The sequence below is a fragment of the Hanstruepera sp. CR43 genome (assembly GCF_055227665.1).
In genome coordinates this window covers 665,319-688,974 of sequence record NZ_CP200078.1, presented here as the reverse complement: position 1 = coordinate 688,974, position 23,656 = coordinate 665,319, and the positions used below count along the sequence as shown (strand labels likewise).

At 34.0% G+C, this 23,656-nt stretch carries 24 protein-coding genes; 12 read left to right on the top strand and 12 right to left on the bottom strand.

Annotated features, from left to right (window positions below):
* Positions 1-6 precede the first annotated feature (6 nt).
* Entirely contained in the window at positions 7-555 is a 549-nt protein-coding gene (locus ACKXGU_RS02920; protein WP_463466579.1) for an RNA polymerase sigma factor, read from the bottom strand.
* A gap of 252 nt (positions 556-807) precedes the next feature.
* Between ACKXGU_RS02920 and ACKXGU_RS02915 the strand changes: the two genes are divergently transcribed.
* Positions 808-1,272: a hypothetical protein gene (locus ACKXGU_RS02915; protein ID WP_463466578.1), complete on the top strand. Its 465-nt coding sequence runs from the start codon at positions 808-810 to the stop codon at positions 1,270-1,272.
* A 286-nt stretch (positions 1,273-1,558) separates the two neighbouring features.
* Here the strand turns inward: ACKXGU_RS02915 and ACKXGU_RS02910 are convergent, their stop codons facing one another.
* The 4 genes from ACKXGU_RS02910 to ACKXGU_RS02895 form a co-directional block, all read right to left on the bottom strand.
* Positions 1,559-3,385, bottom strand: a complete 1,827-nt coding sequence (locus ACKXGU_RS02910; protein WP_463466577.1) for an ABC transporter ATP-binding protein — start codon at positions 3,383-3,385, stop codon at positions 1,559-1,561.
* Positions 3,385-5,112 (bottom strand): phospho-sugar mutase, encoded by a 1,728-nt coding sequence (locus ACKXGU_RS02905; protein ID WP_463466576.1) that lies wholly within the window; start codon positions 5,110-5,112, stop codon positions 3,385-3,387. Before ACKXGU_RS02905 ends, ACKXGU_RS02910 begins: the two co-directional genes overlap by 1 nt.
* Before the next feature lie 74 nt (positions 5,113-5,186).
* The gene (locus ACKXGU_RS02900) at positions 5,187-6,137 is read right to left on the bottom strand and encodes a glycosyltransferase family 2 protein (RefSeq protein WP_463466575.1); all 951 of its coding nucleotides are present in this window, start codon (positions 6,135-6,137) and stop codon (positions 5,187-5,189) included.
* Positions 6,138-6,196: 59 nt separating this feature from the next.
* Positions 6,197-6,709 carry a DUF4199 domain-containing protein gene (locus ACKXGU_RS02895; RefSeq protein ID WP_463466574.1) on the bottom strand — a complete coding sequence of 171 codons (513 nt, stop codon included), beginning with the start codon at positions 6,707-6,709 and terminating at the stop codon, positions 6,197-6,199.
* Positions 6,710-6,869: 160 nt separating this feature from the next.
* On the opposite strand from ACKXGU_RS02895, the gene ACKXGU_RS02890 reads away from it, so the two are divergent.
* On the top strand, positions 6,870-7,121 hold the full coding sequence (locus ACKXGU_RS02890; RefSeq protein ID WP_103052690.1) for a type B 50S ribosomal protein L31: 252 nt from the start codon (positions 6,870-6,872) through the stop codon (positions 7,119-7,121).
* 75 nt (positions 7,122-7,196) lie between these two features.
* Positions 7,197-8,372: a GlmU family protein gene (locus ACKXGU_RS02885; RefSeq protein WP_463466573.1), complete on the top strand. Its 1,176-nt coding sequence runs from the start codon at positions 7,197-7,199 to the stop codon at positions 8,370-8,372.
* Here the strand turns inward: ACKXGU_RS02885 and ACKXGU_RS02880 are convergent.
* Positions 8,369-9,952, bottom strand: coding sequence for an ABC transporter substrate-binding protein (locus tag ACKXGU_RS02880; RefSeq protein ID WP_463466572.1), 1,584 nt, complete (start codon positions 9,950-9,952; stop codon positions 8,369-8,371). The two genes, ACKXGU_RS02885 and ACKXGU_RS02880, sit on opposite strands and share 4 nt — an antisense overlap.
* 55 nt (positions 9,953-10,007) lie before the next feature.
* Between ACKXGU_RS02880 and ACKXGU_RS02875 the strand changes: the two genes are divergently transcribed.
* From ACKXGU_RS02875 to ACKXGU_RS02865, 3 genes are all read left to right on the top strand, one after another.
* Entirely contained in the window at positions 10,008-10,853 is an 846-nt protein-coding gene (locus ACKXGU_RS02875) for a T9SS type A sorting domain-containing protein (protein WP_463466571.1), read from the top strand.
* Between the two features lie 88 nt (positions 10,854-10,941).
* A complete protein-coding gene (gene mtaB / locus ACKXGU_RS02870) occupies positions 10,942-12,273 on the top strand; it encodes a tRNA (N(6)-L-threonylcarbamoyladenosine(37)-C(2))-methylthiotransferase MtaB (protein WP_463466570.1) in 1,332 nt (443 codons plus the stop codon).
* Between the two features lie 105 nt (positions 12,274-12,378).
* Entirely contained in the window at positions 12,379-12,771 is a 393-nt protein-coding gene (locus ACKXGU_RS02865) for a hypothetical protein (protein ID WP_463466569.1), read from the top strand.
* A gap of 61 nt (positions 12,772-12,832) precedes the next feature.
* Here the strand turns inward: ACKXGU_RS02865 and ACKXGU_RS02860 are convergent, their stop codons facing one another.
* Positions 12,833-13,129, bottom strand: a complete 297-nt coding sequence (locus ACKXGU_RS02860) for an N-acetyltransferase (protein WP_463466568.1) — start codon at positions 13,127-13,129, stop codon at positions 12,833-12,835.
* A gap of 114 nt (positions 13,130-13,243) precedes the next feature.
* On the opposite strand from ACKXGU_RS02860, the gene ACKXGU_RS02855 reads away from it, so the two are divergent.
* From ACKXGU_RS02855 to cls, 3 genes are read left to right on the top strand one after another with little or no spacing between them, the layout of a single operon-like run.
* A complete protein-coding gene (locus tag ACKXGU_RS02855; RefSeq protein ID WP_463466567.1) occupies positions 13,244-13,918 on the top strand; it encodes an alpha/beta hydrolase family protein in 675 nt (224 codons plus the stop codon).
* 41 nt (positions 13,919-13,959) lie between these two features.
* Positions 13,960-14,889, top strand: coding sequence for a lytic transglycosylase domain-containing protein (locus ACKXGU_RS02850; RefSeq protein WP_463466566.1), 930 nt, complete (start codon positions 13,960-13,962; stop codon positions 14,887-14,889).
* On the top strand, positions 14,889-16,343 hold the full coding sequence (gene cls, locus ACKXGU_RS02845) for a cardiolipin synthase (protein ID WP_463466565.1): 1,455 nt from the start codon (positions 14,889-14,891) through the stop codon (positions 16,341-16,343). The genes ACKXGU_RS02850 and cls overlap by 1 nt, the downstream gene beginning before the upstream one ends.
* Position 16,344: 1 nt before the next feature.
* Here the strand turns inward: cls and ACKXGU_RS02840 are convergent, their stop codons facing one another.
* Positions 16,345-16,923, bottom strand: a complete 579-nt coding sequence (locus tag ACKXGU_RS02840) for a DUF2892 domain-containing protein (protein ID WP_463466564.1) — start codon at positions 16,921-16,923, stop codon at positions 16,345-16,347.
* A 230-nt stretch (positions 16,924-17,153) separates the two neighbouring features.
* On the opposite strand from ACKXGU_RS02840, the gene rpmH reads away from it, so the two are divergent.
* The 3 genes from rpmH (at position 17,154) to ACKXGU_RS02825 (ending at position 21,192) form a co-directional block, all read left to right on the top strand.
* Positions 17,154-17,315, top strand: coding sequence for a 50S ribosomal protein L34 (gene rpmH, locus ACKXGU_RS02835; protein WP_072352149.1), 162 nt, complete (start codon positions 17,154-17,156; stop codon positions 17,313-17,315).
* Positions 17,316-17,412: 97 nt separating this feature from the next.
* Entirely contained in the window at positions 17,413-20,265 is a 2,853-nt protein-coding gene (gene carB / locus ACKXGU_RS02830; protein ID WP_463466563.1) for a carbamoyl-phosphate synthase large subunit, read from the top strand.
* Positions 20,266-20,331: 66 nt separating this feature from the next.
* On the top strand, positions 20,332-21,192 hold the full coding sequence (locus ACKXGU_RS02825) for a T9SS type A sorting domain-containing protein (RefSeq protein ID WP_463466562.1): 861 nt from the start codon (positions 20,332-20,334) through the stop codon (positions 21,190-21,192).
* Positions 21,193-21,247: 55 nt separating this feature from the next.
* On the opposite strand, the gene ACKXGU_RS02820 is transcribed toward ACKXGU_RS02825, so the two are convergent.
* From ACKXGU_RS02820 to ACKXGU_RS02805, 4 genes are all read right to left on the bottom strand, one after another.
* Positions 21,248-21,952 (bottom strand): DUF3307 domain-containing protein, encoded by a 705-nt coding sequence (locus ACKXGU_RS02820; RefSeq protein WP_463466561.1) that lies wholly within the window; start codon positions 21,950-21,952, stop codon positions 21,248-21,250.
* Entirely contained in the window at positions 21,936-22,565 is a 630-nt protein-coding gene (locus ACKXGU_RS02815; RefSeq protein WP_463466560.1) for a SatD family protein, read from the bottom strand. Before ACKXGU_RS02815 ends, ACKXGU_RS02820 begins: the two co-directional genes overlap by 17 nt.
* Before the next feature lie 164 nt (positions 22,566-22,729).
* Complete coding sequence (locus ACKXGU_RS02810) at positions 22,730-23,287, bottom strand: acyl-CoA thioesterase (protein WP_463466559.1); 558 nt, start codon at positions 23,285-23,287, stop codon at positions 22,730-22,732.
* Entirely contained in the window at positions 23,280-23,651 is a 372-nt protein-coding gene (locus ACKXGU_RS02805) for a 6-phosphogluconate dehydrogenase (RefSeq protein WP_463466558.1), read from the bottom strand. The genes ACKXGU_RS02810 and ACKXGU_RS02805 overlap by 8 nt, the downstream gene beginning before the upstream one ends.
* Between the last annotated feature and the right edge of the window lie 5 nt (positions 23,652-23,656).

Genomic DNA, 23,656 nt, shown 5'->3' with positions numbered 1-23,656 from the left:
GAACTCTTAAATCGACGATTGGTTTAATAAATAGCTTTCAATTTTTTTTATAGCAATGTGATAGGAGGCTTTTAATGCGCCTTCACTGGTTTCTAATATTTCAGACATGTCTTTATACTTTATATCCTGAAAATATTTCATGTTAAAAACCAATTGCTGTTTTTCTGGTAATGTAGCTATAGCGCGTTGCAATTTTATTTGAATGTCATCACCTTCAAAGTAAACGTCCGATTTTAAATTTTCAATTGCTAAATCTTGAAATTCTTCGTCGTTTATTTGTAGTTGGTTTGCACGTTTCTTAATAAAAGTCAAGGCTTCATTGGTTGCTATGCGGTACATCCAGGAATAAAGCTTACTGTCTCCTTTAAATGAATCAATATTTCTATAAACCTTGATGAAGGTGTTTTGGAGGACATCATCAGCATCATCATGCGATTTAACAATATTACGGATATGCCAATACAATCGCTCTTTATAGAGCGACACCAATTCATTAAAAGCAAAGTCTTGTTTTTCCTTTGATTTTAAATCTGTAAGTAATTTAGCTTCTTCCAAAAAACCGATTTTGATTTTAGACTATTAAAACACCGTAAGGTTTAATATACCTAAAATAAATAATAAAAATTGATAATAATAATGATAAAAGAATTTCAACTTATTGAAAGTTAGATAAATCCATTGAAATACTACAACGTTGTAGTTGTTTTTGGTCTAAATTATTGTCGTTTTAAAGATAATTTTTGCATTTCATCGTGTATAACAGCTATTTTTATTCTTATCCGTGGTAAAAATCATGGAGAATGATTTATGGTCAAAAAGGTATTATTTGGTTTTGCCTTCTCACTCTTTTTTTTAACTAGTTTCTCACAAGTAGGCATTGGTACTACAACGCCGTTAAGTACCTTGGATATTAATGGAAATTTATCGGTTAAGGTTGTCAATTTAACTGGAGATGGTAATGGAGGTGCTGCAACTTATGTAGATATTGATGATGGCGTTTATATTTCAGTAAGTCCTCAAGCCACAGATGATGAATTTAGGCTTCCTGATGCAACGATGTATCCGGGTAGGGTATATATTATCAGGAATGTTCAGGATACCGTTACTGCCAAAATCTCATCTTCAGGGGGTCTGTTATTTTCTTCAGGATCGACGACCAATGGCGCTACAGCTATTTATTTATATGAGTATGCACCAGGTAATGACTATAAGAAAAGCATTATTGTGTTAAGTGATGGTGCCAATTGGACCTACTTCTTCGGACTTTTTTAATTCATAATTGTCCTTTTTATCAATTTAATAGGCCCACTTTTATATAAAAGGTTAATTTTTGGGAATTTAGACAATTGTTGTAAGTAATTGTAAAACAATATTTTAAAAATTTACACATCGATTAAATGCAAAAAAAATCGATAAAATACATTTTTTTCTAGGTTAGTTTGTTTTTTTGTTTTATGTTTACACCAACAAACCTACTTATGTTTGTTAGTCGTCCCCAAGTCTAACAATAGCTAAAAAAAGGGCTGAATTATATTCAGCCCTTTTTATTTGTTTTTTATTATTCAAAACTTTGCATGTCCACAAGTTTTTTATAAGTCCCATTTTTAGCGATTAGTTCATTGTGATTTCCTTGTTCCACTATTTCACCTTTTTGCATGACGACAATTTTATCAGCATTCTGAATGGTAGACAATCTGTGTGCAATAATGATGGACGTTCTGTTTTTCATCATATTTTCCAATGCGTTTTGTACCAGGCGTTCGCTTTCAGTATCTAATGCTGATGTGGCTTCATCCAGTATCATGATCGGCGGATTTTTTAAAACGGCTCTGGCAATACTTAAACGTTGTTTTTGACCACCAGATAGTTTGTTTCCAGAATCACCAATATTGGTTTCTATGCCATTGGGTAATTCTTTAACAAACTCCCAAGCATTGGCAATTTTAAGGGCTTCAATAACTTCGTCATCTGAAGCATTTTGTTTGCCCAGCAGGACATTGTTTTTGATACTATCATTAAATAGAATAGAATCTTGTGTAACAATTCCCATGAGTGCTCTTAACGAGTTTTTGGTAATATCTTTTATATTCTGCCCGTCAATTGTGATGCTGCCTGAATTGACATCATAAAAGCGAGTCACCAAATTGGCAATAGTACTTTTACCACTTCCTGATTGGCCAACAAGCGCCACGCTTTTGCCTTTAGGCACATTAAGTGTAAAATCTTTTAACACTAATTCATCTTCGTATTTAAACGAGATATCATTGATACTAATATCATTTTCAAATGATGATTTGGTTTCAGCATTAGGTGCATCAGCAATGGGTGATTGGGTTTCGAGTATTTCCAGTACACGATCTGCAGCTGCGTTTCCAGCTTTCACTAAATAACTAGCCTTACTAATGGCTTTGGCTGGTGTTAGAATTTGGTATGCTAATGCCATATAACCAATAAATGCACCTCCGGAGAGAGTATTATCTATCAATACCATGCTGCCTCCATACCATAAAAGGGCTGCAATGGTAGCAATACCCAAAAATTCACTAGTGGGCGAAGCCAAGTTTTGCCTGTTTAAAAGGATATTTGAAAAATGGTAGAAACGGTTGGTAGAATCCTGGAACTTTTCGTTGAAACGTTTTTCCGCATTATAGCCTTTAATAACCTTAAGACCACCTAGTGTTTCCTCTAAAGTTGAAAGGAAGATACCTTGTTCCCGTTGAACATTAGCAGACTTTCGTTTTAAGCTTTTTCCAATTCTGGATATAATTAAACCTGAAATAGGAATGAATATAAATACAAAGATGGTTAGCTTAAAGCTTATCGTAAACATGGCTATGATTGCAAACAATATGGTTAAGGGTTCTTTGATTATTAATTCCAAAATTGCTAACAAAGAGTTTTTTACTTCGGCCACATCATTAGAAATACGTGCAATGATATCACCCTTTTTCTTTTCAGAATAGTAGGAAATTGGCAAATGCAATACTTTATTATAAATTTCATTTCGAATATCCTTTAATACACCATTTCTTAAAAAAGTAATGAAATAAAGAGCTAGATAGTTGAAAATATTTTTTAGCAGAAAAAGACCAATTATCAAAAAAATCATATACAGCAAGGCGCGTTGTGGGCCATAAGAGTCTGTCGTTGATGTTATCAGATAATTAAGAGAATTTTCTGCATAGGATTTAATATGCTTAAAGCCTTGATATTCCGGTTTAACTAAAACTTTTTTGGTTTCGCCAAACAATACATTGATCATGGGCATCAATGATACCATAGCCAATGTACTGAATAAGGCATAAAAAATATTACATATAATATTTAGAACACCAAATCGCTTATATGGGATTACGAAACGTGAAAGTTTTTTTAAATATTCCATTAATACAAATTCATATCCTTCAGGATGTCATCAATTCGGGACTCCAAAAGGGTTTCAACTTCCTTAAAACTAACAACATTTTCCAATTTTGAATTCACGCTAATATAGAATTTTATTTTAGGTTCCGTACCACTTGGTCTTAAGGCTATTTTACTACCGTCTTCGGTGTAATAAATCAAAACATTGGATTTAGGAATCATTATTTGGGATTCTTCACCTGTAACCATATTTTTTGAAATGGAACTTTGATAATCTTCCAGTCTAATGACTTTTGATTCATTTATTTCAGCAAATGGTGATTTTCTGGCATCAATCATCATCTGTTTAATTTCATCTGCGCCTTCAATCCCTTTTTTGGTTATGGAAATTAAGCGCTCTTTATATAAACCATGTTTGACGTATAGTTTCAATAATTCCTGATAAAAAGAACTGTCATTTGCCTTCGCTTGTGCGGCAATTTCACAGGCTAAAAGCGTAGCGGTCACTGCGTCTTTATCACGTACAAAATCACCAACCATAAAACCAAAACTTTCCTCTCCGCCACCAACAAAATCTTGATTTGGAAAATCTTTGATCATTTTTGCAATCCATTTAAAACCAGTTAGGCCTATTTTGCATTCAACCTTATAGGAATCAGCTAGTTCTTGCATCATGGGTGTAGATACAATAGTCGAGCCAATAAATTCATTGCCATCTAACTTACCATTTTTCTGCCATTGTTGCAGTAAAAAGTCTGTCATGACAACCATGGTTTGATTTCCATTAAGTAAAACCAACTCGTTGTTGTTGTTTCTTACAGCTACACCTAATCGGTCACTATCAGGGTCAGTACCGATAACAATATCAGCATTTATTTTATTGGCTAAATCTAAAGCCATTTTAAGGGCTTCAGGTTCTTCTGGGTTTGGAGACTTTACTGTGGGGAAATCACCATTTGGTTCGCGTTGTTCTTCAACAATGTGAACCTGTTTATAACCAGCACGTTTTAGGGTTTCAGGTATGGTTGTGATTGATGTTCCATGGAGTGAAGTGAAAACGATTTTTAGATTATCTTTTGTCTCTTGTGAAGTGAAACTGCCATTTTTTACAGAAGCATTAATAAAGGCGTCATCAACACCTTTTCCAATTAAATGGATTAACTTCTCGTTAGCTTCAAATTTAATTTCTGAATAATCTAAAGATTGAATTTCAGATATAATGGCAGCATCCTGTGGTGGCACCAATTGCCCACCATCTTGCCAATAGACTTTATAGCCGTTATATTCAGGTGGATTGTGTGAAGCTGTTAAAACTATACCACAATTACAATCTAAATGCTTGACAGTAAATGATAGTTCAGGAGTTGTTCTTAAATCCTCAAATAAAAACACTTCAATGTTGTTAGCTGAAAACACATCGGCGACAACTTTTGCAAGCGATTTACTATTATGGCGACAGTCATAGGCAATAGCCACTTTTATGTGTTCATCTGGAAATACTTTATGAAGGTAGTTACTCAATCCCTGTGTGTTTTTCCCTAATGTATATTTATTGATTCTGTTGGTGCCAATACCCATAATACCACGCATACCACCAGTACCAAACTCTAAATCTTTATAAAACGATTCTTTTAATTCTTTTGGGTTAGAGGCAATTAAGTTTTTTATGTAGTCTTGTGTATCTGTATCAAAAGCTGGTGTTAACCACGTGTTTACACGTTCTAATAATTCAGGTTCAATGTATATCATAATGCATTTAAATTGAACGCAAAAATACGCAATTCAGAAAGATGTTAAGGAGAATAGATGGATTTATTGGTAATTCACTCCAAATTAACGGATTCCTTAACCAAATACCGTTTTTTGTCCTGTTTGGTACGTAGCATAATTTCTCCAAGAAATCCAGCAACAAAAAACTGGGTGCCAATTATCATGGTAGCCAAGGCTAAATAAAATTGAGGTCTTTCAGTAATCAGCCTTCCTGTTCTATTGAGATATAATTTATCAATACCCAAATAAAGAGCAAACATAAACCCAATGGCAAACATCAATACACCCAACGCGCCAAACAAATGCATTGGTCTTTTTCCGAAGCGCGATAAAAACCAAATAGTAATCAGATCCAGAAAACCATGAATAAAGCGATCTATGCCAAACTTGGTTTCACCATATTTACGTGCTTGATGCTTAACAATCTTTTCACCAATTTTTGAAAACCCAGCATTTTTCGCTAATACGGGAATATAACGGTGCATTTCGCCATTAACATCAATATTTTTGACAACGGTCACTTTATAGGCTTTGAGGCCACAATTAAAATCATGAAGTTTAACTCCAGAGGTTTTTCGGGCAGCCCAATTAAAGAGTTTAGAGGGCATGTTTTTGGTCAACACAGAATCGTAGCGCTTTTTCTTCCATCCAGAAACCATATCATAGTTCTCTTTAACAATCATATCCAGTAATTCTGGAATTTCCTCCGGATTGTCCTGAAGGTCAGCGTCCATAGTGATGACCACATCACCTTGCGCTTTTTCAAAACCTGCATGTAATGCTTGTGACTTGCCAAAATTGGCTAAAAACCGAATACCCTTAACATTTGGATTTTTTTCAGAAAGTTGGGTGATTGTTTCCCAAGAACCATCAGTACTGCCATCATCAATAAAAAGGATTTCATATGAAAAATGATTGGATTGCATAACCTTTGCAATCCAATCATGTAATTCTTGTAATGAGTCTTTTTCGTTAAGTAGTGGTATGACTACTGATATATTCATTTAATCTTACTTGTCTAAAATCTAGGTATAAAAAAACAAATGTAAAATTAATTGGAAAATTAATCATCACTTTTCATTATTAATCCAGCGATTAAAGAAATAATAATTCCAAAAAATAGACTTCCAATTAATGAGAATGTGCTCATAGCAAATGGTGAAGTGAACATATTATTTATTTTGGAAGCTTGTTCAATCTGTTCGTTAGTCATATCAGGACTACGCTCTAGCATTTGTTTAACAGATTCATCTCTGATATTTTCAATAAATTCAGGATATATCATAGTATAATGCACGTAGGAATAAATAGCTGAAACAAGTCCTCCAATTACGGCTATAGCTAAACCTAATTTCATTGCCTGGCCTAATTTTAATTGACCATTATTAGTATTTTTGAAGGCTTTTAAAGCTAAAACATAAATTGTAATTGTTAAGGCAATACTAGTAATGCTTAAAGGCCAACTTTTGTCGATTTCAAAAATATACATGATTACGAGCATGATAATCGATAACGCACCAAGGTATAGCCCGTAATTATAAGCAAAAGGTTTAATTGAAGTTGTGTTATTTTCCATTGTTTGTTAGTTTAATTAATTTATAGTTGGTTAGTAAACAAATATACCAAAACGTTACAGATTTTTTTAATTAATAAAAAAAGCAAAAAAGTATTGTGATTTTACTAAAATTGCTTAAATTTGCACCTCGAAAAAAGTTAAGATATTAAAGCGTAAATCGATGAAAAAAGATATACATCCAGAAAATTATAGAATGGTAGCATTTAAAGACATGTCTAATGATGATGTGTTTTTAACAAAATCTACTGCAAATACTAATGAAACTATTGAAGTTGATGGTGTTGAGTATCCATTAGTAAAAATGGAAATCTCTAGAACATCTCACCCATACTACACTGGTAAATCTAAATTGGTAGATACTGCTGGACGTATTGATAAGTTCAAAACAAAATATGCTAAATTCAAAAAATAATTTAGTTTAAAAATATATTCTCAAAAGCCTTTCAATTGTTGAAAGGCTTTTTTTATTTTTACCAAAAGCATCCTTATGAACTACATTCTTTTTGATGGTCCCTCTAGAAACAACCTATTACCTTTTACCTATACAAGACCTGTGGCCGACATACGAGTTGGTATTTTAACCATTCGTGAAAAATGGGAGAGTTATTTGGAATACACAACAACGACCATTACTGAAGATTATTTGGCTGAAAAATATCCCATGGTCGAGATGGAAAGCAATATTATGATTAATGCATCCTTTCTACCGAATAAGGAGTTGGTTGAAATCATCAAAGGGCTTGAGGAAAACCAGGCTGTATTTAAAGATGAAGATGTGGTGGCTTTTTATACGAAAGAAAATCAGGAAAATATTGATTTGGATACTTTCGAAGCTATAGAGTATTTGGATGACGTTTTGAGAATTGAAAATACTTGGGATATTTTTAGTAAAAATGGTGCTGCCATCGAAGAGGATTTTGAACTCATCACAAAAGGGAGGCAATCACAGCCCATTCCAGAGATGACCGTTGCTTTTAACCGAAAAGATATTTTTATTGAGGAAGGTGCTAAATTACCGCTTTGTTCTCTGAATGCTGAAAATGGTCCCATTTATATAGGTAAGAATGCCGAAATAATGGAGGGTTCTATGATAAGAGGGCCATTTGCATTATGCGAAGGTGCTACCGTAAAATTGGCAGCTAAAATTTACGGACCAACAACTGTAGGTCCTTACAGTAAAGTTGGAGGTGAAGTCAATAATTCAGTGATTTTTGGATATTCCAATAAAGGGCACGATGGATTTTTAGGAAATTCTGTGTTAGGAGAATGGTGTAATTTAGGTGCCGATACCAATAATTCCAATTTAAAAAATAATTATGCCGAGGTTCGTCTATGGAACTATGACACCGAAAGTTTTGCAAGAACAGGTTTGCAATTTTGTGGCCTCATGATGGGAGATCATAGTAAATGTGGTATAAATACTATGTTCAACACAGGAACTGTAGTGGGTGTGAGTGCCAATATCTTTGGAAGTGGTTTTCCAAGGAATTTTGTGCCTAGTTTTTCTTGGGGAGGAAATAGCGGATTCACCACCTATCTAACCAAAAAAGCCTTTGAGGTTGCCAAGGTGGTTATGTCCCGGAGAAACATTGAATTTACCGATCAGGATGCTGCTATACTTGAGCATGTCTTTGAAGAAACCAAAAAATTTAGACGCGATTAGTCAGTTTTACTAACGTGTTTTAACTCCAAAAGATTAATCGGATTTATTCCTAGCCCTTTAACGTTTTTTCTGGTAAAACGAACCACTTCATCATAAAACATGGGGATTACAGGTGCGTTACTCATAATGAGTGAGTCCATTTTTGTATATAATTTTTGGCGTTCTTTTATGTCCGTTTCCAAAAAAGCCTGTTCATACCAAATGTCAAATTGCTCATTTTTAAAATGTGTATAATTGGGACCGTAAGGGGCAAAGTTCTTGCTGTAATACAACGATAAATAGTTTTCGGCGTCAGGATAGTCCGCTACCCAACTAGCCCTAAACAAATCTAACTTTCCATTTGCTTTGGCATCCTTCAAGCTAGAAGCAGGAATGACATCCACATCAACTATCAATCCTGTTTTTTGAATTTCTCGTTGAATATACTCGCAAAAACTTAAATAATTGCTGGTTGTTGTAATGGTTATTTTAGGGTTTGTATTACCTGTTTCATCAATATATTGTTGAACCAATTGTTTGGCTTTATCAGGTTGATAGTCAAAACCAATACTATTGTCGTACCCTGGAAGTCCTTTTGGAATGAAACCGCCATAAGCTGGAATACCTATTCCGTTTCGTAAATAAACCATCATTTTTTTTCTGTCGAAGCCATAATTTACGGCTTGACGAATTAAACTGGATTGTATTTCGGAAACATTTGAATCCATATAAAAAGCAAGGTATTCTGTATTCAAATACGGTCCACGAATCATATTCACATCTTTAGCATATTTTTCTCGGAGTATTCCTTCAGTTGTTAAAATTTCATCCTTATAGGATGCGTCCAAACCCGAAACATAGTCAATATTCCCTTGTGCAAATTGTAAGAACTCACTTTGTTTGTCTGGTAAGAAGGTTATGGCAATGGCTTCTAGATAAGGGAGCTGATTACCATTTTCATCAACTTCAAAATAATTCGGGTTTTTTCTGAATACCAACTTTAAATTTTCTTCCCATCGTTTAAATTGGAAAGGTCCTGTACCTATGGGGTGAGACCTGAAATCATTGCCATAGTGTTCAACAATTTCTTTAGGAACAACCGAACAGTATTTCATTGTCAACAGCCCTAAAAATGCTGGAAATGGTTGTTTTAATTTAATTTCAAAGATGGTGTCATTTATAGGGTAAAATCTGTCCACTTTGTTAAGTACCCAGCTTCCTGGAGAGGCTACTTTGTCATCTTTTAATCTATTGAAACTATAATAAAAATCATGGGATGTGACCGTTCGTGTGGAATCATTTCCAAATAATACGTGCTTGTGAAAGGTCACATTATTTTTGAGTGTAAAAGTATAAGTAAGAGCATCATCAGATATTTGCCAGCTTTTAGCAATAGCTGGTTGTACATTGAGAGAATCATCCATTTCAACCAAACCATTAAAAAGTTGGTTAGTGGCCCAAATATCAGCCAAGTCTTTTGAAAATGCAGGATCTAAAGAACCAATATTTTTATGTTCATTGTACCTAAAAACGTTCGAATTTGATGTGCGACTTGGGTTGCAGCTAACTAAGAATAAAAAAAATATAAATCGAAAATTCATTTGAACCAAATTAATAATTATATTTAAAACCATTATTAACTTTTAAATCTTAATTATGAAAAAAAATTACTTCTTATTTCTATTTTCGCTTTTAACAATTAGTGTGACCTGGGCACAGGTTACACTATCACAATCGGTAGATCCAACCAATGTAACCGATGGCGGTGTAGCCTGTTGGAATAATGCCAACGGAGAATATCGTGAAAACTCTTTTTTAAGAGCTTACAATTTAGCTGATTTTGGTATCACGGATGCTTTTGAAGTTACAACCGTTGAGTATGGACAAGGTGCTGCAGATGACTTTAAAGAAATAACGCTGAATATATATACGGCAACTTCTGATGATTTAACTTCTGCTACGCTTACTTTAGTGGGTACTGCTACACATTTTTCTTTATCTTCTGATGATTTAACATTGATTAGTGTGCCGCTTTCAGCTAGCATACCTGCTAATTCTACAATCGCTTTTGAAGTTTTAGCCGGAGACAGTGGTACAAATTCTGGTGAAACCTTTTTTCCAGGTATAAACGCTGGTGGTGAAAATGATAGCAGTTACTTGATGTCTACAGCTTGTGGTATTACTGTTCCAACAACTACTGCTGCTATTGGTTTTGCTGACAATCAGTATGTTATGAATGTTGTTGGTAATGTTTTAAGTGTAGATGAATTTGATATGAATCAAATTTCTGTTGCACCAAATCCAGCCACAGATTTTATTAATATTGAAATTCCTAACAGCGGTTTAAACTTTGTTTCGGAGCTTTATGACATTACAGGAAAACAAGTCTTGAGAAAGGAAAATATAGAAACTCTTGATGTCTCTCAATTAAAAAGTGGAATTTATATTTTAAGAATTAAAACAGATAATGGAGTTGTTTCCAGAAGAATTGTAAAAAATTAGATTTTTTCACAATTTAAAATTTTTAAAAGGGCGCTTTTTTATAAAAGTGCCCTTTATTTTTTAATTTTGCAGTCCGATATTACAAGGTTTGATAAAAAAGGTTGCATTTTATACACTGGGTTGTAAATTAAATTTTTCAGAAACATCAACCATTGCTAGGTCTTTTAAGAATGAAGGTTTTGAGCGTGTTGATTTTTCGGATTATGCTGATATCTATGTTATTAATACCTGTTCGGTAACGGAAAACGCTGACAAGCGATTCAAGACTATCGTAAAACAAGCCCAAAAAAGCAATCCATATGCTTTTATTGTAGCTGTTGGCTGTTACGCCCAGTTAAAACCTCAAGAATTGGCAGACGTTAATGGGGTTGATTTGGTTTTGGGGGCTACTGAAAAATTCAAGATTACAGATTATTTGAACGACTTGACTAAAAATGATTTTGGTGAGGTGCACTCCTGTGAAATTCAAGAAGCCGATTTTTATGTTGGAAGCTATTCTTTTGGAGATAGAACGCGGGCGTTTTTAAAAGTTCAGGATGGTTGCGATTATAAATGTACCTATTGTACTATTCCCCTTGCCAGAGGTATTTCTAGAAGTGATACCGTTGAGAATGTGATTGAAAATGCCAAGGAAATCGCTGCAAAAGATATTAAAGAAATTGTATTGACAGGAGTGAATATTGGTGATTATGGTAAAGGCGAGTTTGGAAACAAACGCCATGACCACACTTTTTTGGATTTGGTCAAAGAATTGGATCAGGTTGAAGGTATAGAAAGGTTGCGTATTTCCTCTATTGAACCTAACTTACTTAAAAATGAAACTATAGAGGTTGTAGCGCAATCGAATAGTTTTGTGCCACATTTTCATGTGCCGTTGCAAAGTGGAAGTAATGATATTCTCAAAAAAATGAAACGACGCTATATGCGTGAGCTCTACGTCGATAGAGTAGAGAAAATTAAGGAAGTTCTCCCAAATGCTTGTATTGGCGTTGATGTCATTGTTGGATTCCCTGGTGAAACGGAAGATCATTTTTTGGAGACCTATAATTTTTTGAATGATCTGGATATTTCTTACCTCCATGTTTTTACCTATTCAGAAAGAGATAATACCGAAGCATCCAAAATGAGTAGTGTGGTTCCAAAAAATGTGCGTTCAAAACGCAGTAAAATGTTAAGAGGTCTTTCGGTTAAGAAGCGTCGTGCATTTTATGAAAGTCAGATAGGAACTTCTCGAGAAGTCCTGTTTGAAAGTGAAAATAAAGAAGGTTATATTCATGGTTTCACAGAAAACTACGTAAAGGTTAAAACACCTTGGAACCCTGAATTGGTCAATACCATTCATCAGGTTGAATTAACCAATATTGATGAAGATGGTATTGTAAGGTTTGATTTTCAAGAACAATCTGCTGTGCTACAGTAGTCTATAATGACTTTATTGGTATTTTAACGATTTTAAGAGTTGTTTGTCTTTTTTTTATTTGGACAAACGTTTATAGGATTACTTTTATCTCAAAATCACCTACTTATGAATAACATACTCTCAATATTCCTACTTACCATATTGACTATTTCGGTTACATCTTGCTCTTCAGACCAAGATGATAATATTATAGATTATTCTTCTTTAGTTGTGGGTGTTTGGGAACAAGAAGGCTTTATGGATGTTTCGGGATATAGATTGGTTTTTGCAAATGATCATTCTGGTTTAAAAATATTTAGAACCACAGATGGCGAAGAGGTTTCGTCTACGCTAACTACCTGCTTATGGGAGTTTGATGGAAGCGTTTTAACAGTTTACGAAGAAGAAAACGAGATTATAGGAATATATTCAATAGACGCTGAAGGCCAGCTTATTTCAGATGATATAGATGAACTGCCTTATTCAAAAATATCTAATACGACATTGGATTATTATTAAGTTTTGGTAAAAAAAATCCGAAGTTTATGAACCTCGGATTTGATATTAATTGTACTCTAATTTAAATTCTCACACCAACAGGCAACATGCTTTTATACTGCCTATTTCGTCTAATAAATTTGGCTATTTCAGGGCTTGTTGGTACAACACTTAAGTTGCGTTCTTCAATGTGTTCAAAAACGGTCTTTATAAATTCGTTTTGAAATTCCTCAGAGAATATTGGTTCAGGAATAATCAATTTGGTTAAAAATATTTTACGCTCTTGAAGGGAGTATTCAACTTTCGCAAGCTCATTATCAATTTTTAATTCAAACTGACGTAAAAAGTCATTGTCAATGAGTTCATGTGCTTCTATCATAATATCTTTTTTATTCAATGGAACTATAACGAGTAGGACTATTTTATATAGCTTTGTAACGCAAATTTACAAAAAAATATTGTGTTTTCAGGCATAATACTTCTATAAAACCCTATGAATCAAGATATAATACATGTGTATTTTATGCCAGGAATGGCGGCAAGCCCCAAGATTTTTGAAAATATTCAACTTCCTGAAAATCAATTCCAAATGCACTTTTTAGAATGGTTTAACCCAGAACCAGATGAATCATTGGAGAATTATGCCTTACGAATGACCAAAAAAATTAAACATGAAAATATCGCCTTGATAGGGGTTTCGTTTGGAGGGGTTTTGGTTCAAGAAATGAGTAAGTATTTAAAATTAAGGCGACTTATTATTATTTCAAGTGTGAGTTCAAAACATGAACTCCCCAAACGTATGAAAATTGCCCGCAAGTTAAAAGCATATGCTATTGCGCCAACAAGTTTGGCAAGTCATGTAGATACATTTGCTAAATATGCATTCGGTACTAATGTCAAAAAACGTATTGAGCTATATCGGAAATATCTTTCGGTAAATGATAAACGTTATTTGGATTGGGCTTTAAGAAATATGGTATGTTGGGATCAAGATAAACCAATACCAGGAACAATACACATTCACGGCGATAAAGACATGGTTTTTCCGTGTAGCCATATTAATGATTGCATTAAATTAAAGGGAGGAACCCATATCATGATTATTAATAAGTTTAAATGGTTTAATGAACATTTACCGTCTATAATTTTAACGGGTAAAGCCGTTTAGCGTGTCTCTTTTTTTTATAACTTTAAACAAAACTAATTCTTATGAAAATTGTTAAAAATTCATTGGCCTTATTCGGGTTAATTGCTTTGGCAGGCCTATTTATATTTGCTTTACAGGATGCTCCAACTGATGAAAATTTTGAAAAAAAACTAATAAATGATTATAATGTCTATGCAATACAGGTTCCTGAAAATTTGGATTTTGCAGGAGAACGATTACCGTTAAGCAATCCGGATATATTAGAACGCATGGATCGGGAGTTATTGGTTAATACCTATTGGCAATCTAATGGTTTACTGATGTTTAAAAGAGCCAATAAATATTTTCCAGTTATTGAGCCTATTTTAAAAAAGCATGGTATTCCTGATGATTTTAAATATTTAGCGGTCATTGAAAGTGGCCTCACCAATGCGGTTTCTCCAGCTGGTGCTAGGGGTGTATGGCAAATTATGAAAACAACAGGGCAGGAGTTTGGTTTGGAAGTTAATGATAATGTTGATGAACGCTATCATTTGGAAATGGCCACAGAGGTTGCTTGCAAATATTTAAAGGAATCAAAAGAAAAATTAGGTTCTTGGACATTGGCTGCAGCTGCATATAATGCAGGTATGTCTGGAATAGCCAGACGTTTAGAAGAGCAAAATGTTGCAAATTATTACGATTTATTACTAGGAGAAGAAACTGGACGTTATATGTTTAGGATTGTTGCACTCAAGGAAATACTTTCCCATCCAAACAAATATGGCTTTAATTTTAGGTCCAAAGATCTGTATACTGAAGTTCCTACTTATAAGGTAGAAGTAGATACAGCCGTAACCGATTTTACAGCATTTGCAAAAAAATTTAATATCAATTACAAAATATTGAAGCTGCACAACCCTTGGTTACGTGAACCGCATTTGAATAATAAATCAAGAAAGCAGTACTTTATTGAAATTCCAAAAGAGGGTTATTATTCCGCAAATCCTTGATGATTGAATTTTTAAAAGCACATATTTGGTCAATATTGGTTGGCTTAAACTATCTACTAGCTTTATTTGCCATTGTAGTTATATTGTTTAAAAACATTAATCCTACTAAAACCATTACTTATATTTTGGTTTTGGTGATGCTTCCATTTGTTGGCTTATTGGTGTATTATTTTTTTGGTCAAGAATATCGTAAGAGTAAAATTTTTAACAGAAAAAATATTCTAAATAAGAGTATTGTTAAAAAATTGGCCGATGAGTTTCATTTAAAAAGCAAAGACATGGATCGTCTGGATGCTTTTTTAGATGACAAAATCAAATTAGTCAAATTACTCTACAAGTCTGAAAACACACCAATAACCAGGTTTAATGAGGTTTCTATATTAAGGAATGGAAAAGAAAAGTTCCAATACCTTTTTGAGGATTTAAAAAATGCGAAACACCATATTCATCTAGAATATTATATCTTAAAAGATGATGATATCGGTGGCAAATTAATTGAAATTATATGTGAAAAGGCAGAGAGTGGTGTTTCTGTGAGGTTGAGCTTTGACGATGTTGGTAGTAAAATTTCTTCTAAATCACGTAAGAAAATGAAACAGGCAGGAGTAGAGTTCCATGCCTTTATGCCAGTTTTATTCCCGCAGTTTACAGGTAAATTGAATTATAGAAATCATAGAAAAATAGCTGTCATAGATGGCGAAATAGGCTACCTAGGAGGTATCAATGTTTCTGATAATTATGTTAATTACAAAAACGGTGAATCCTTTTGGAGGGACACCCATGTTAGAATTGTGGGTGAAGCCGTAAAACCACTTCAAGTCCATTTTCTGATGACTTGGGATTTTGTATCTGACTCTAATATGAAAATCACCCAAAAGCTTTTTCCGGAGAATACCATAAAAACGGAAACGGCGGTTCAGATTGCAGCCAGTGGTCCTGACACCGATTGGGCAAATATTATGGAGGCTATTTTTGTCGCCATCAATACAGCAAATGATTACGTTTACATTACAACACCCTATTTCATACCTAATGAGCAAATAATTACGGCTTTACAAGTAGCGGCAAAAAGTGGCATAGACGTGAGATTATTAATCCCAAAAATTTCAGATTCATGGACTGCTAAACATGCCACCAATTCCTATTTGGAAATGCTTTTGGAAGCTGATGTTAAGATATATCGATATGAAAAAGGATTTATCCACGCCAAAACTATTGTGGTTGATGATGTTTTTTCAACAATAGGTACGGCGAATTTAGACTATAGAAGTTTCAATATCAATTTTGAAATCAATGCACTTATCTATAATTCTAAGACCAGTGCAGAACTCAAAAATCACTTTTTAGAAGATTTAAAAAATAGTGAGGAATTAACCCTTAAGGACTGGCAGGAACGTTCAACTTTCACAAAAGTAAAAGAGGCTTATGCACGCTTGTGGTCTCCGTTACTGTAATTTAGCGGCGACTACGTCTATTTTGACGCGCAGATGTTGGTTGTCCATAATGCTGTTTTGGAATGGCTGCCTTTTTCATTTGTTGCTTGAACATTTTTATCTGATCGGCCAAGATATTTCTTTTATCAAGCGCTTCCGCTTCTTTCAATAGTATTTGGGCCTCTTGCTTTCTTCTCTTGGAAAAAGCTATTCCAGCTAAATTTAATTTAGCCATGGCTAAATCATGGTCCATAGACAGACCAAGAGAAATAGCTTTTTTAAAATATTTTTCAGCCTCGTTCATATTGTCTTGAGAGACCATAATGCCATGTAAATAGTTGTAATAGCCTTCCTGCTTTTTTACTAGTGCTGAACTTGGATTCTTTATTTTGTTCAACCATTTTTTGGCACCCTCAAAATCTTGTTTTCGAAGTCTCAAAAATGCGAGTAAAATAAACTCATTTTTGAAATATAAGAAGATGAAAATTCCTGAAAGCAGTATATACATAATACCATTACCAATATTTCCTTCCGTAAATTGGTAAATCGCAAAAGCAATGATACCGAAAGCAATAATTAATTTGATAATCTTATTATACATTTTGATAATATTTTATGAGGTTTATTTAATTTAGCCGTTAATACAACGATAACGAGCTCTAATATCGATTTGTTTAGACTGCAAAGAAACTAAAATTTTATTGAAAAAATATTTTTAAAATAAGGTTTGTCAAATAAAAAAGGGTTTGTATATTTGCACGCAGTTTTGGGTAAGCCTTTTAGTTATTCAAAATTCAAAAATTAAATAAGAAGATTTTAAAGATATAAGCAATGAGTAAAAGAACATTTCAGCCATCAAAAAGAAAAAGAAAGAACAAGCATGGCTTTAGAGAAAGAATGGCTTCTGCTAATGGAAGAAAAGTGCTTGCTCGTAGAAGAGCTAAAGGAAGAAAGAAATTGTCTGTATCTTCTGAACCAAGACATAAGAAATAATGATTAACAATTGTTAATATTAAAAAGGTGTTACTTAGGAGTAGCGCCTTTTTTTATACCCTATTGATAACTATTTTTGCAAAACAAAATTTTCAACATGCCAAAAAACAAAGACATAAAATCGGTTTTAATTATAGGTTCTGGTCCAATTATCATTGGTCAAGCTTGTGAATTTGATTATTCAGGTAGCCAATCATTACGCTCCTTAAGAGAAGATGGAATTGAGACTATTCTAATCAATTCCAATCCAGCCACAATTATGACAGATCCTTCTATGGCTGATCATGTTTACTTACTGCCGCTAACAACTAAATCGATAGTTAAAATATTACAGGAACATCCTCAAATAGATGCTGTTTTACCAACTATGGGAGGTCAGACTGCCTTGAATTTAGCCATTGAGGCAGATGAAAAAGGTATTTGGGAAGACTTTGGTGTGAAATTAATAGGTGTAGATATTGATGCCATTAATATTACGGAAGATAGAGAGCAATTTAGAGAGCTAATGCTCAAAATAGGAGTGCCCATGGCTCCTCAAGCAACAGCAACGTCATTTTTAAAAGGAAAGGAAATTGCTCAAGAATTCGGATTTCCATTAGTTATTCGTGCTTCTTACACTCTTGGAGGGGCTGGAGCATCCATAGTCTATAAGGAAGAGGATTTTGATGAATTGTTAACTCGTGGATTGGAGATTTCTCCTATTCACGAAGTGATGATTGACAAGGCCATGATGGGTTGGAAAGAATATGAATTGGAATTGTTGCGTGACAAAAATGATAATGTTGTTATTATTTGTACCATTGAAAATATGGACCCAATGGGTATTCACACAGGAGACTCCATAACTATTGCGCCTGCCATGACATTGTCGGATAGAACGTTCCAGCGTATGCGCGATATGGCTATTCACATGATGCGCAGTATTGGTGATTTTGAAGGTGGATGTAATGTGCAATTTGCAGTAAGTCCCGATGAAAAAGAAGAGATTATAGCTATTGAAATTAACCCAAGAGTATCACGGTCTTCGGCATTAGCAAGTAAAGCAACTGGTTATCCTATTGCCAAAGTAGCAACCAAATTGGCCATTGGATATACATTAGATGAATTGACCAACCAAATTACAGGTTCTACTTCGGCTTTATTCGAACCAACAATTGATTATGTTGTTGTCAAAATTCCAAGATGGAACTTCGATAAATTTGAAGGTTCTGACAGAACGCTAGGTCTACAAATGAAAGCTGTAGGAGAGGTTATGGCTATCGGACGCTCATTTCAGGAGGCCTTGCACAAAGCAACACAGTCATTGGAAATAAAGCGAAATGGTTTGGGAGCTGATGGTAAAGGCTACAAGAATTATGATCAAATAATTGAAAAACTTACCAACGCCAGCTGGGACAGGGTTTTTGTGATTTACGATGCCATTCAAATGGGTATTCCATTAAGTAGAATCCATGAAATTACGAAAATCGATATGTGGTTCTTGAAGCAGTATGAAGAATTACATCATATTGAAAGAGAGATATCAAAATACACCATTGATAACATCGACAGGGAATTATTGTTGGAAGCCAAGCAAAAAGGTTATGGTGATAGACAAATAGCCCATATGTTAAAATGTTTGGAAAGCCAGGTGTATACCAAACGTGAAGAATTTAAAATAAAGCGTGTTTATAAATTGGTAGATACTTGTGCGGCAGAATTTACAGCACAGACACCTTATTACTATTCAACTTTCGAAAATGAAGTAGAGGATGCCAATGGAAACAAGCAATCTGCGAACGAAAGTGTCGTGACAGATAAGAAGAAAATAATTGTTTTAGGATCTGGTCCTAATAGAATTGGACAGGGAATTGAGTTTGACTATTGCTGTGTCCATGGTGTTTTGGCCGCTGCCGAGTGTGGTTATGAAACTATAATGATAAACTGTAATCCAGAAACGGTTTCAACTGATTTTGATATAGCAGATAAGCTATATTTTGAGCCTGTTTTTTGGGAACACATCTATGATATTATTCAACACGAAAAACCGGAAGGTGTTATTGTACAGTTAGGTGGCCAAACGGCGTTAAAACTAGCTGAAAAGTTAGATCGTTATGGTGTTAAGATTTTAGGAACAACTTTCCAGTCTTTAGATTTAGCTGAAGACAGAGGTAGTTTTTCTAAACTTTTAAAAGATAATAATATTCCATATCCAGAGTTTGATGTAGCTACTTCTGCTGACGAAGCATTGGCTGTAGCAGATCGCTTGGATTTCCCTATTTTGGTTAGACCATCTTATGTGTTGGGAGGCCAGGGTATGAAGATAGTGATTAATAAGAAGGAGCTTGAAGAACATGTTGTAGACCTACTTCGAGGTATGCCAGATAACAAATTACTGTTGGATCATTATTTAGATGGCGCCATAGAAGCAGAAGCCGATGCCATTTGTGATGGTGAAAATGTTTACATTATTGGTATTATGGAACACATTGAGCCTTGTGGTATTCATTCAGGTGATAGTAATGCAACCTTACCACCATTTAATTTGGGAGAATTTGTGTTACAACAAATAAAAGACCATACCAAAAAAATAGCCTTGGCATTAAATACTGTTGGGTTGATTAACATCCAATTCGCCATAAAAGACGATAAAGTTTACATTATTGAAGCGAATCCTAGAGCTTCAAGAACGGTTCCATTTATAGCAAAGGCTTATGGAGAACCATACGTTAATTATGCAACTAAAGTTATGTTGGGTGAAAATAAAATATCGGACTTTGAATTCAATCCGCAACTGGAAGGTTTTGCCATAAAACAACCTGTGTTTTCATTCAATAAGTTTCCTAATGTGAATAAAAAATTAGGTCCTGAAATGAAGAGTACTGGGGAAAGTATTCTATTTATTGATAGTTTAAAAGATGATGAGTTTTATAACCTTTATTCTAGACGCAAAATGTACTTGAGTAAATAATGGTGTTGGAGTATTTTTTAATCATCATTTTGTAAAATTGTTTATTTTAGCTTCAAAATAGTAGTTATGAAGAAAACATTACTTTGTTTATCCTTTATTTTCACCTCAATTGTTGGTTTTTCACAAGTATCTGCGGGACAAGTAGATGATTTTGAAGATGGAACTGTTCAAAATTGGATAATTGGAGCAACTGGATCGAGTTCACCTATCAACGTGAGTACGGGTGGTCCAGATGGAATAGATGATAATTTTTTGGAATATACTTCTAATGGGGCTAGCGGTATAAGTAGCCGTATGGCCATTTTTAATTCAAACAATCAATGGTCTGGAGACTTTATTTCTGAAGGAATTGTTGAGGTGCAATTTGATGTTGAAGTACTGACCAATGATTTACATTTAAGATTGGCTTTTCAAGGTCCTGGTGGAACACGTATGATTTCTACAGTACCTGTTGTGGTTACAGCAGGTTCAGGTTGGAATAGTGTTGCACTGCCTTTAGGGTTGAGTGATTTTACCATTGTTCAAGGTGCTAATACTGTTTCAGAAGTTTTATCTGGTGTATTAACCATGCGTATAATTAGTGTTACCGATGAAAACATTGATAATTGGAGAGGCCAAGTTATAGCAGCAACATTGCGAGTTGATAACATTTCAGCGTCAACAACTTTAAGCAGGGAAGATATTTCAAAAAACAACGATTTTGATATCTATCCCAACCCTAGTACTACGAACCTTAATTTGCGTTTAAAAACAATTGGGAGAAATTCTCGAATAGAAGTATACAATATTTTAGGATCCAAAATATACAGCAGAGCAATTTCCAATACGAATGTCACTGTTAATACCTCTCAATGGCAAAAAGGTGTTTATATGGTTCGTGTTGTGTCTGATAACAAAACGCTTACTAAACGGTTTGTAAAGCAGTAAACTAATAAGAAGAACAATATATATGTAAAAAAGCCATCAAAAATAGATGGCTTTTTTATACTAAAATAGTGAATAGTATTCCAGTAAGAATGGCTATTCCAAAGCTTATCAGTGTACCAATTAAGATATATTCGGTAAGCTTTCGGTGTTTACTTTCTTTCAAATCTCCAAACCTGAAAACCGATTTTGCAGTAATCAAAAACCCAACGGCCTCCCAATGGTTACAAACAATAAAAATAAACACCAAAATACGTTCCAGAATACCTATGTATTTACCAGCATCCTTTAACGACTCGTTACCTTTAGTTAGTTTTTCAATATTCCATTTGCTGAAAATGGCTTTCATAATAATGGAAACGGGTTGTGTTAAAAACAGTAAGCAGGTAACCAATAAAAGGGCATTTTCGATAGATATATTCTCAAAAGAAATGGTTTGATTGGTAAACACTATATAGACTATGATAATGCTGGCTATATGTAATATTTGATCTATAAAAAACCAGTTCCTTTTGGTGTTCTTATTCTGAAAATACAGTTTCACACCATCAATGATTAAATGCAGCAACCCAATGGTTATAATTAGGGGCCATAGTGTAAGATCCCAAACAATTAGGAACAATAATACAAGGTGTATGGCAGCGTGTATGTAAAGTTTGGAAGACTTTAATTTTTTTTTCTCTTTTTCCTTTACCCATTTTCTTGGTTGAAGTAAAAAATCGCCAATTAAATGGGCTAATATGAGTTTAGTTATTAGAAGCATGTATTTGTGCCATTTTTTGTTTAAGCATTTGATTGACTTCTAATATCTCATCAAGATAAGCGCGCTTCATACGCTTGCTTACGGCATCTTGACTTATGCCAATTAGTTTTGCCAATTCTTTTTGAATTTTATTCTGATTTTCTAAATACAATTTAACTATTTCTGCCGAATTTACTGTCCAATTATCCATAAGGATACTGATTAGTTTCAAATATAAGTTTAACTCACTATCAAGTTGAATATTTCCAGTTCCTTTTAGTTTTAAATTGGTTTTCACCTGTTTTAAATGCTCTAACAGGTTTCCAGATTCCTGAAAGGCACTTCCGTTGGATTCTGTTATGGTTTTTCCTTCATATGTCTTTGTCCCCAAACCTATAGCCACTCGAACGTCCAATCCTTTTACCATTTTTATACAGGCTTTTATATAAACTGCATTTATAAAGCATTTATAAACATCATTGACCTCAATTTGAAAGCTATCTCCTCTAAATATTTCCCAATTTTTAGTATCGTCAGCTATTTGTTCAAGAGCATTTCTCAAAGGGTTTAGCCAAACATTTGGATCCTTATGTTCGGTAGAGTTTATTATATCTCCCGTTATTACGCTTGTCATATCAATCTGTTTTGTGATAGTTTTAAGTATCATTTATTTATATGATAATTAATAATATCATTTTAAAGCACGATATTCAAATATATGCCATTTTTATGGAATAATCAAAAATATTCCATATTTATGGAATAAATTAAATTATTCTTTTATAAAGGAATAAAACTTTATCTGTTTTCAGGTAAGTCAATTTTAACTTGGTACTGTTTAAGGTCTTCAATATAATTTTCTAAAGAAAATGTTTCACTGTTGAATTCCTCTTGACGGTGTTTTTTAGTTTCTTTACGCTTTATGGCTTTTAAAAAGCGTTTCACTTCAGTTTTGTCATTTAAAATCAAACCAGGCACTGGAATAGGATTTCCTGAATCGTCTTTAGCAACCATTGTAAAATAAGACGAATTGCAATGCTTCACTTTTCCGGTTCTAATATCTTCTGATTCTACACGAATACCAACGACCATAGAGGTTTTTCCAACATAGTTAACAGATGCTTTCATCGTCACTAATTCGCCAATTTCAATGGGTTGAAGGAAATCTACGGTATCTACCGATGCTGTTACGCAGTAAGTTTCAGAATGTTTGGATGCACAGGCAAATGCAATTTGATCCATCAGATTTAGGATGTAACCTCCATGAATTTTCCCGCCAAAATTTGAATGAGAGGGTTGCATGAGTTCGGAAATGGATATGCGAGATGCATCAACTGTTTTATATTGGTTAATCATTTAGATACTGGTTAATGGAATTGTCTTCTTCAACTTTGGTAACAAAATATTTAGTGTCACCAAGCCAAAATAATTTACCAAAACGTTCAAAATAATGTAGTTTAACAAATTTACCTTGTAGACGGGTTAGGTCGTCAATGACTTGTTTTTCACTACTCTCTACTGAAAAAATAAAAACTTGAGCATCGGAAACACCTTGACTAATTTCACCTTCCCAGGTTTTGACAATAACACCTTTGTGACTAAACTTTACCAAGCGGCCTGCTCGGACACCATCGCTATATGTAGCAAAGTATAAGAAGCATAAATAGGCCACAAAAAGGACTAACAATATGCCCAAGAATTTTAATAAGAATTTTTTCATAATCG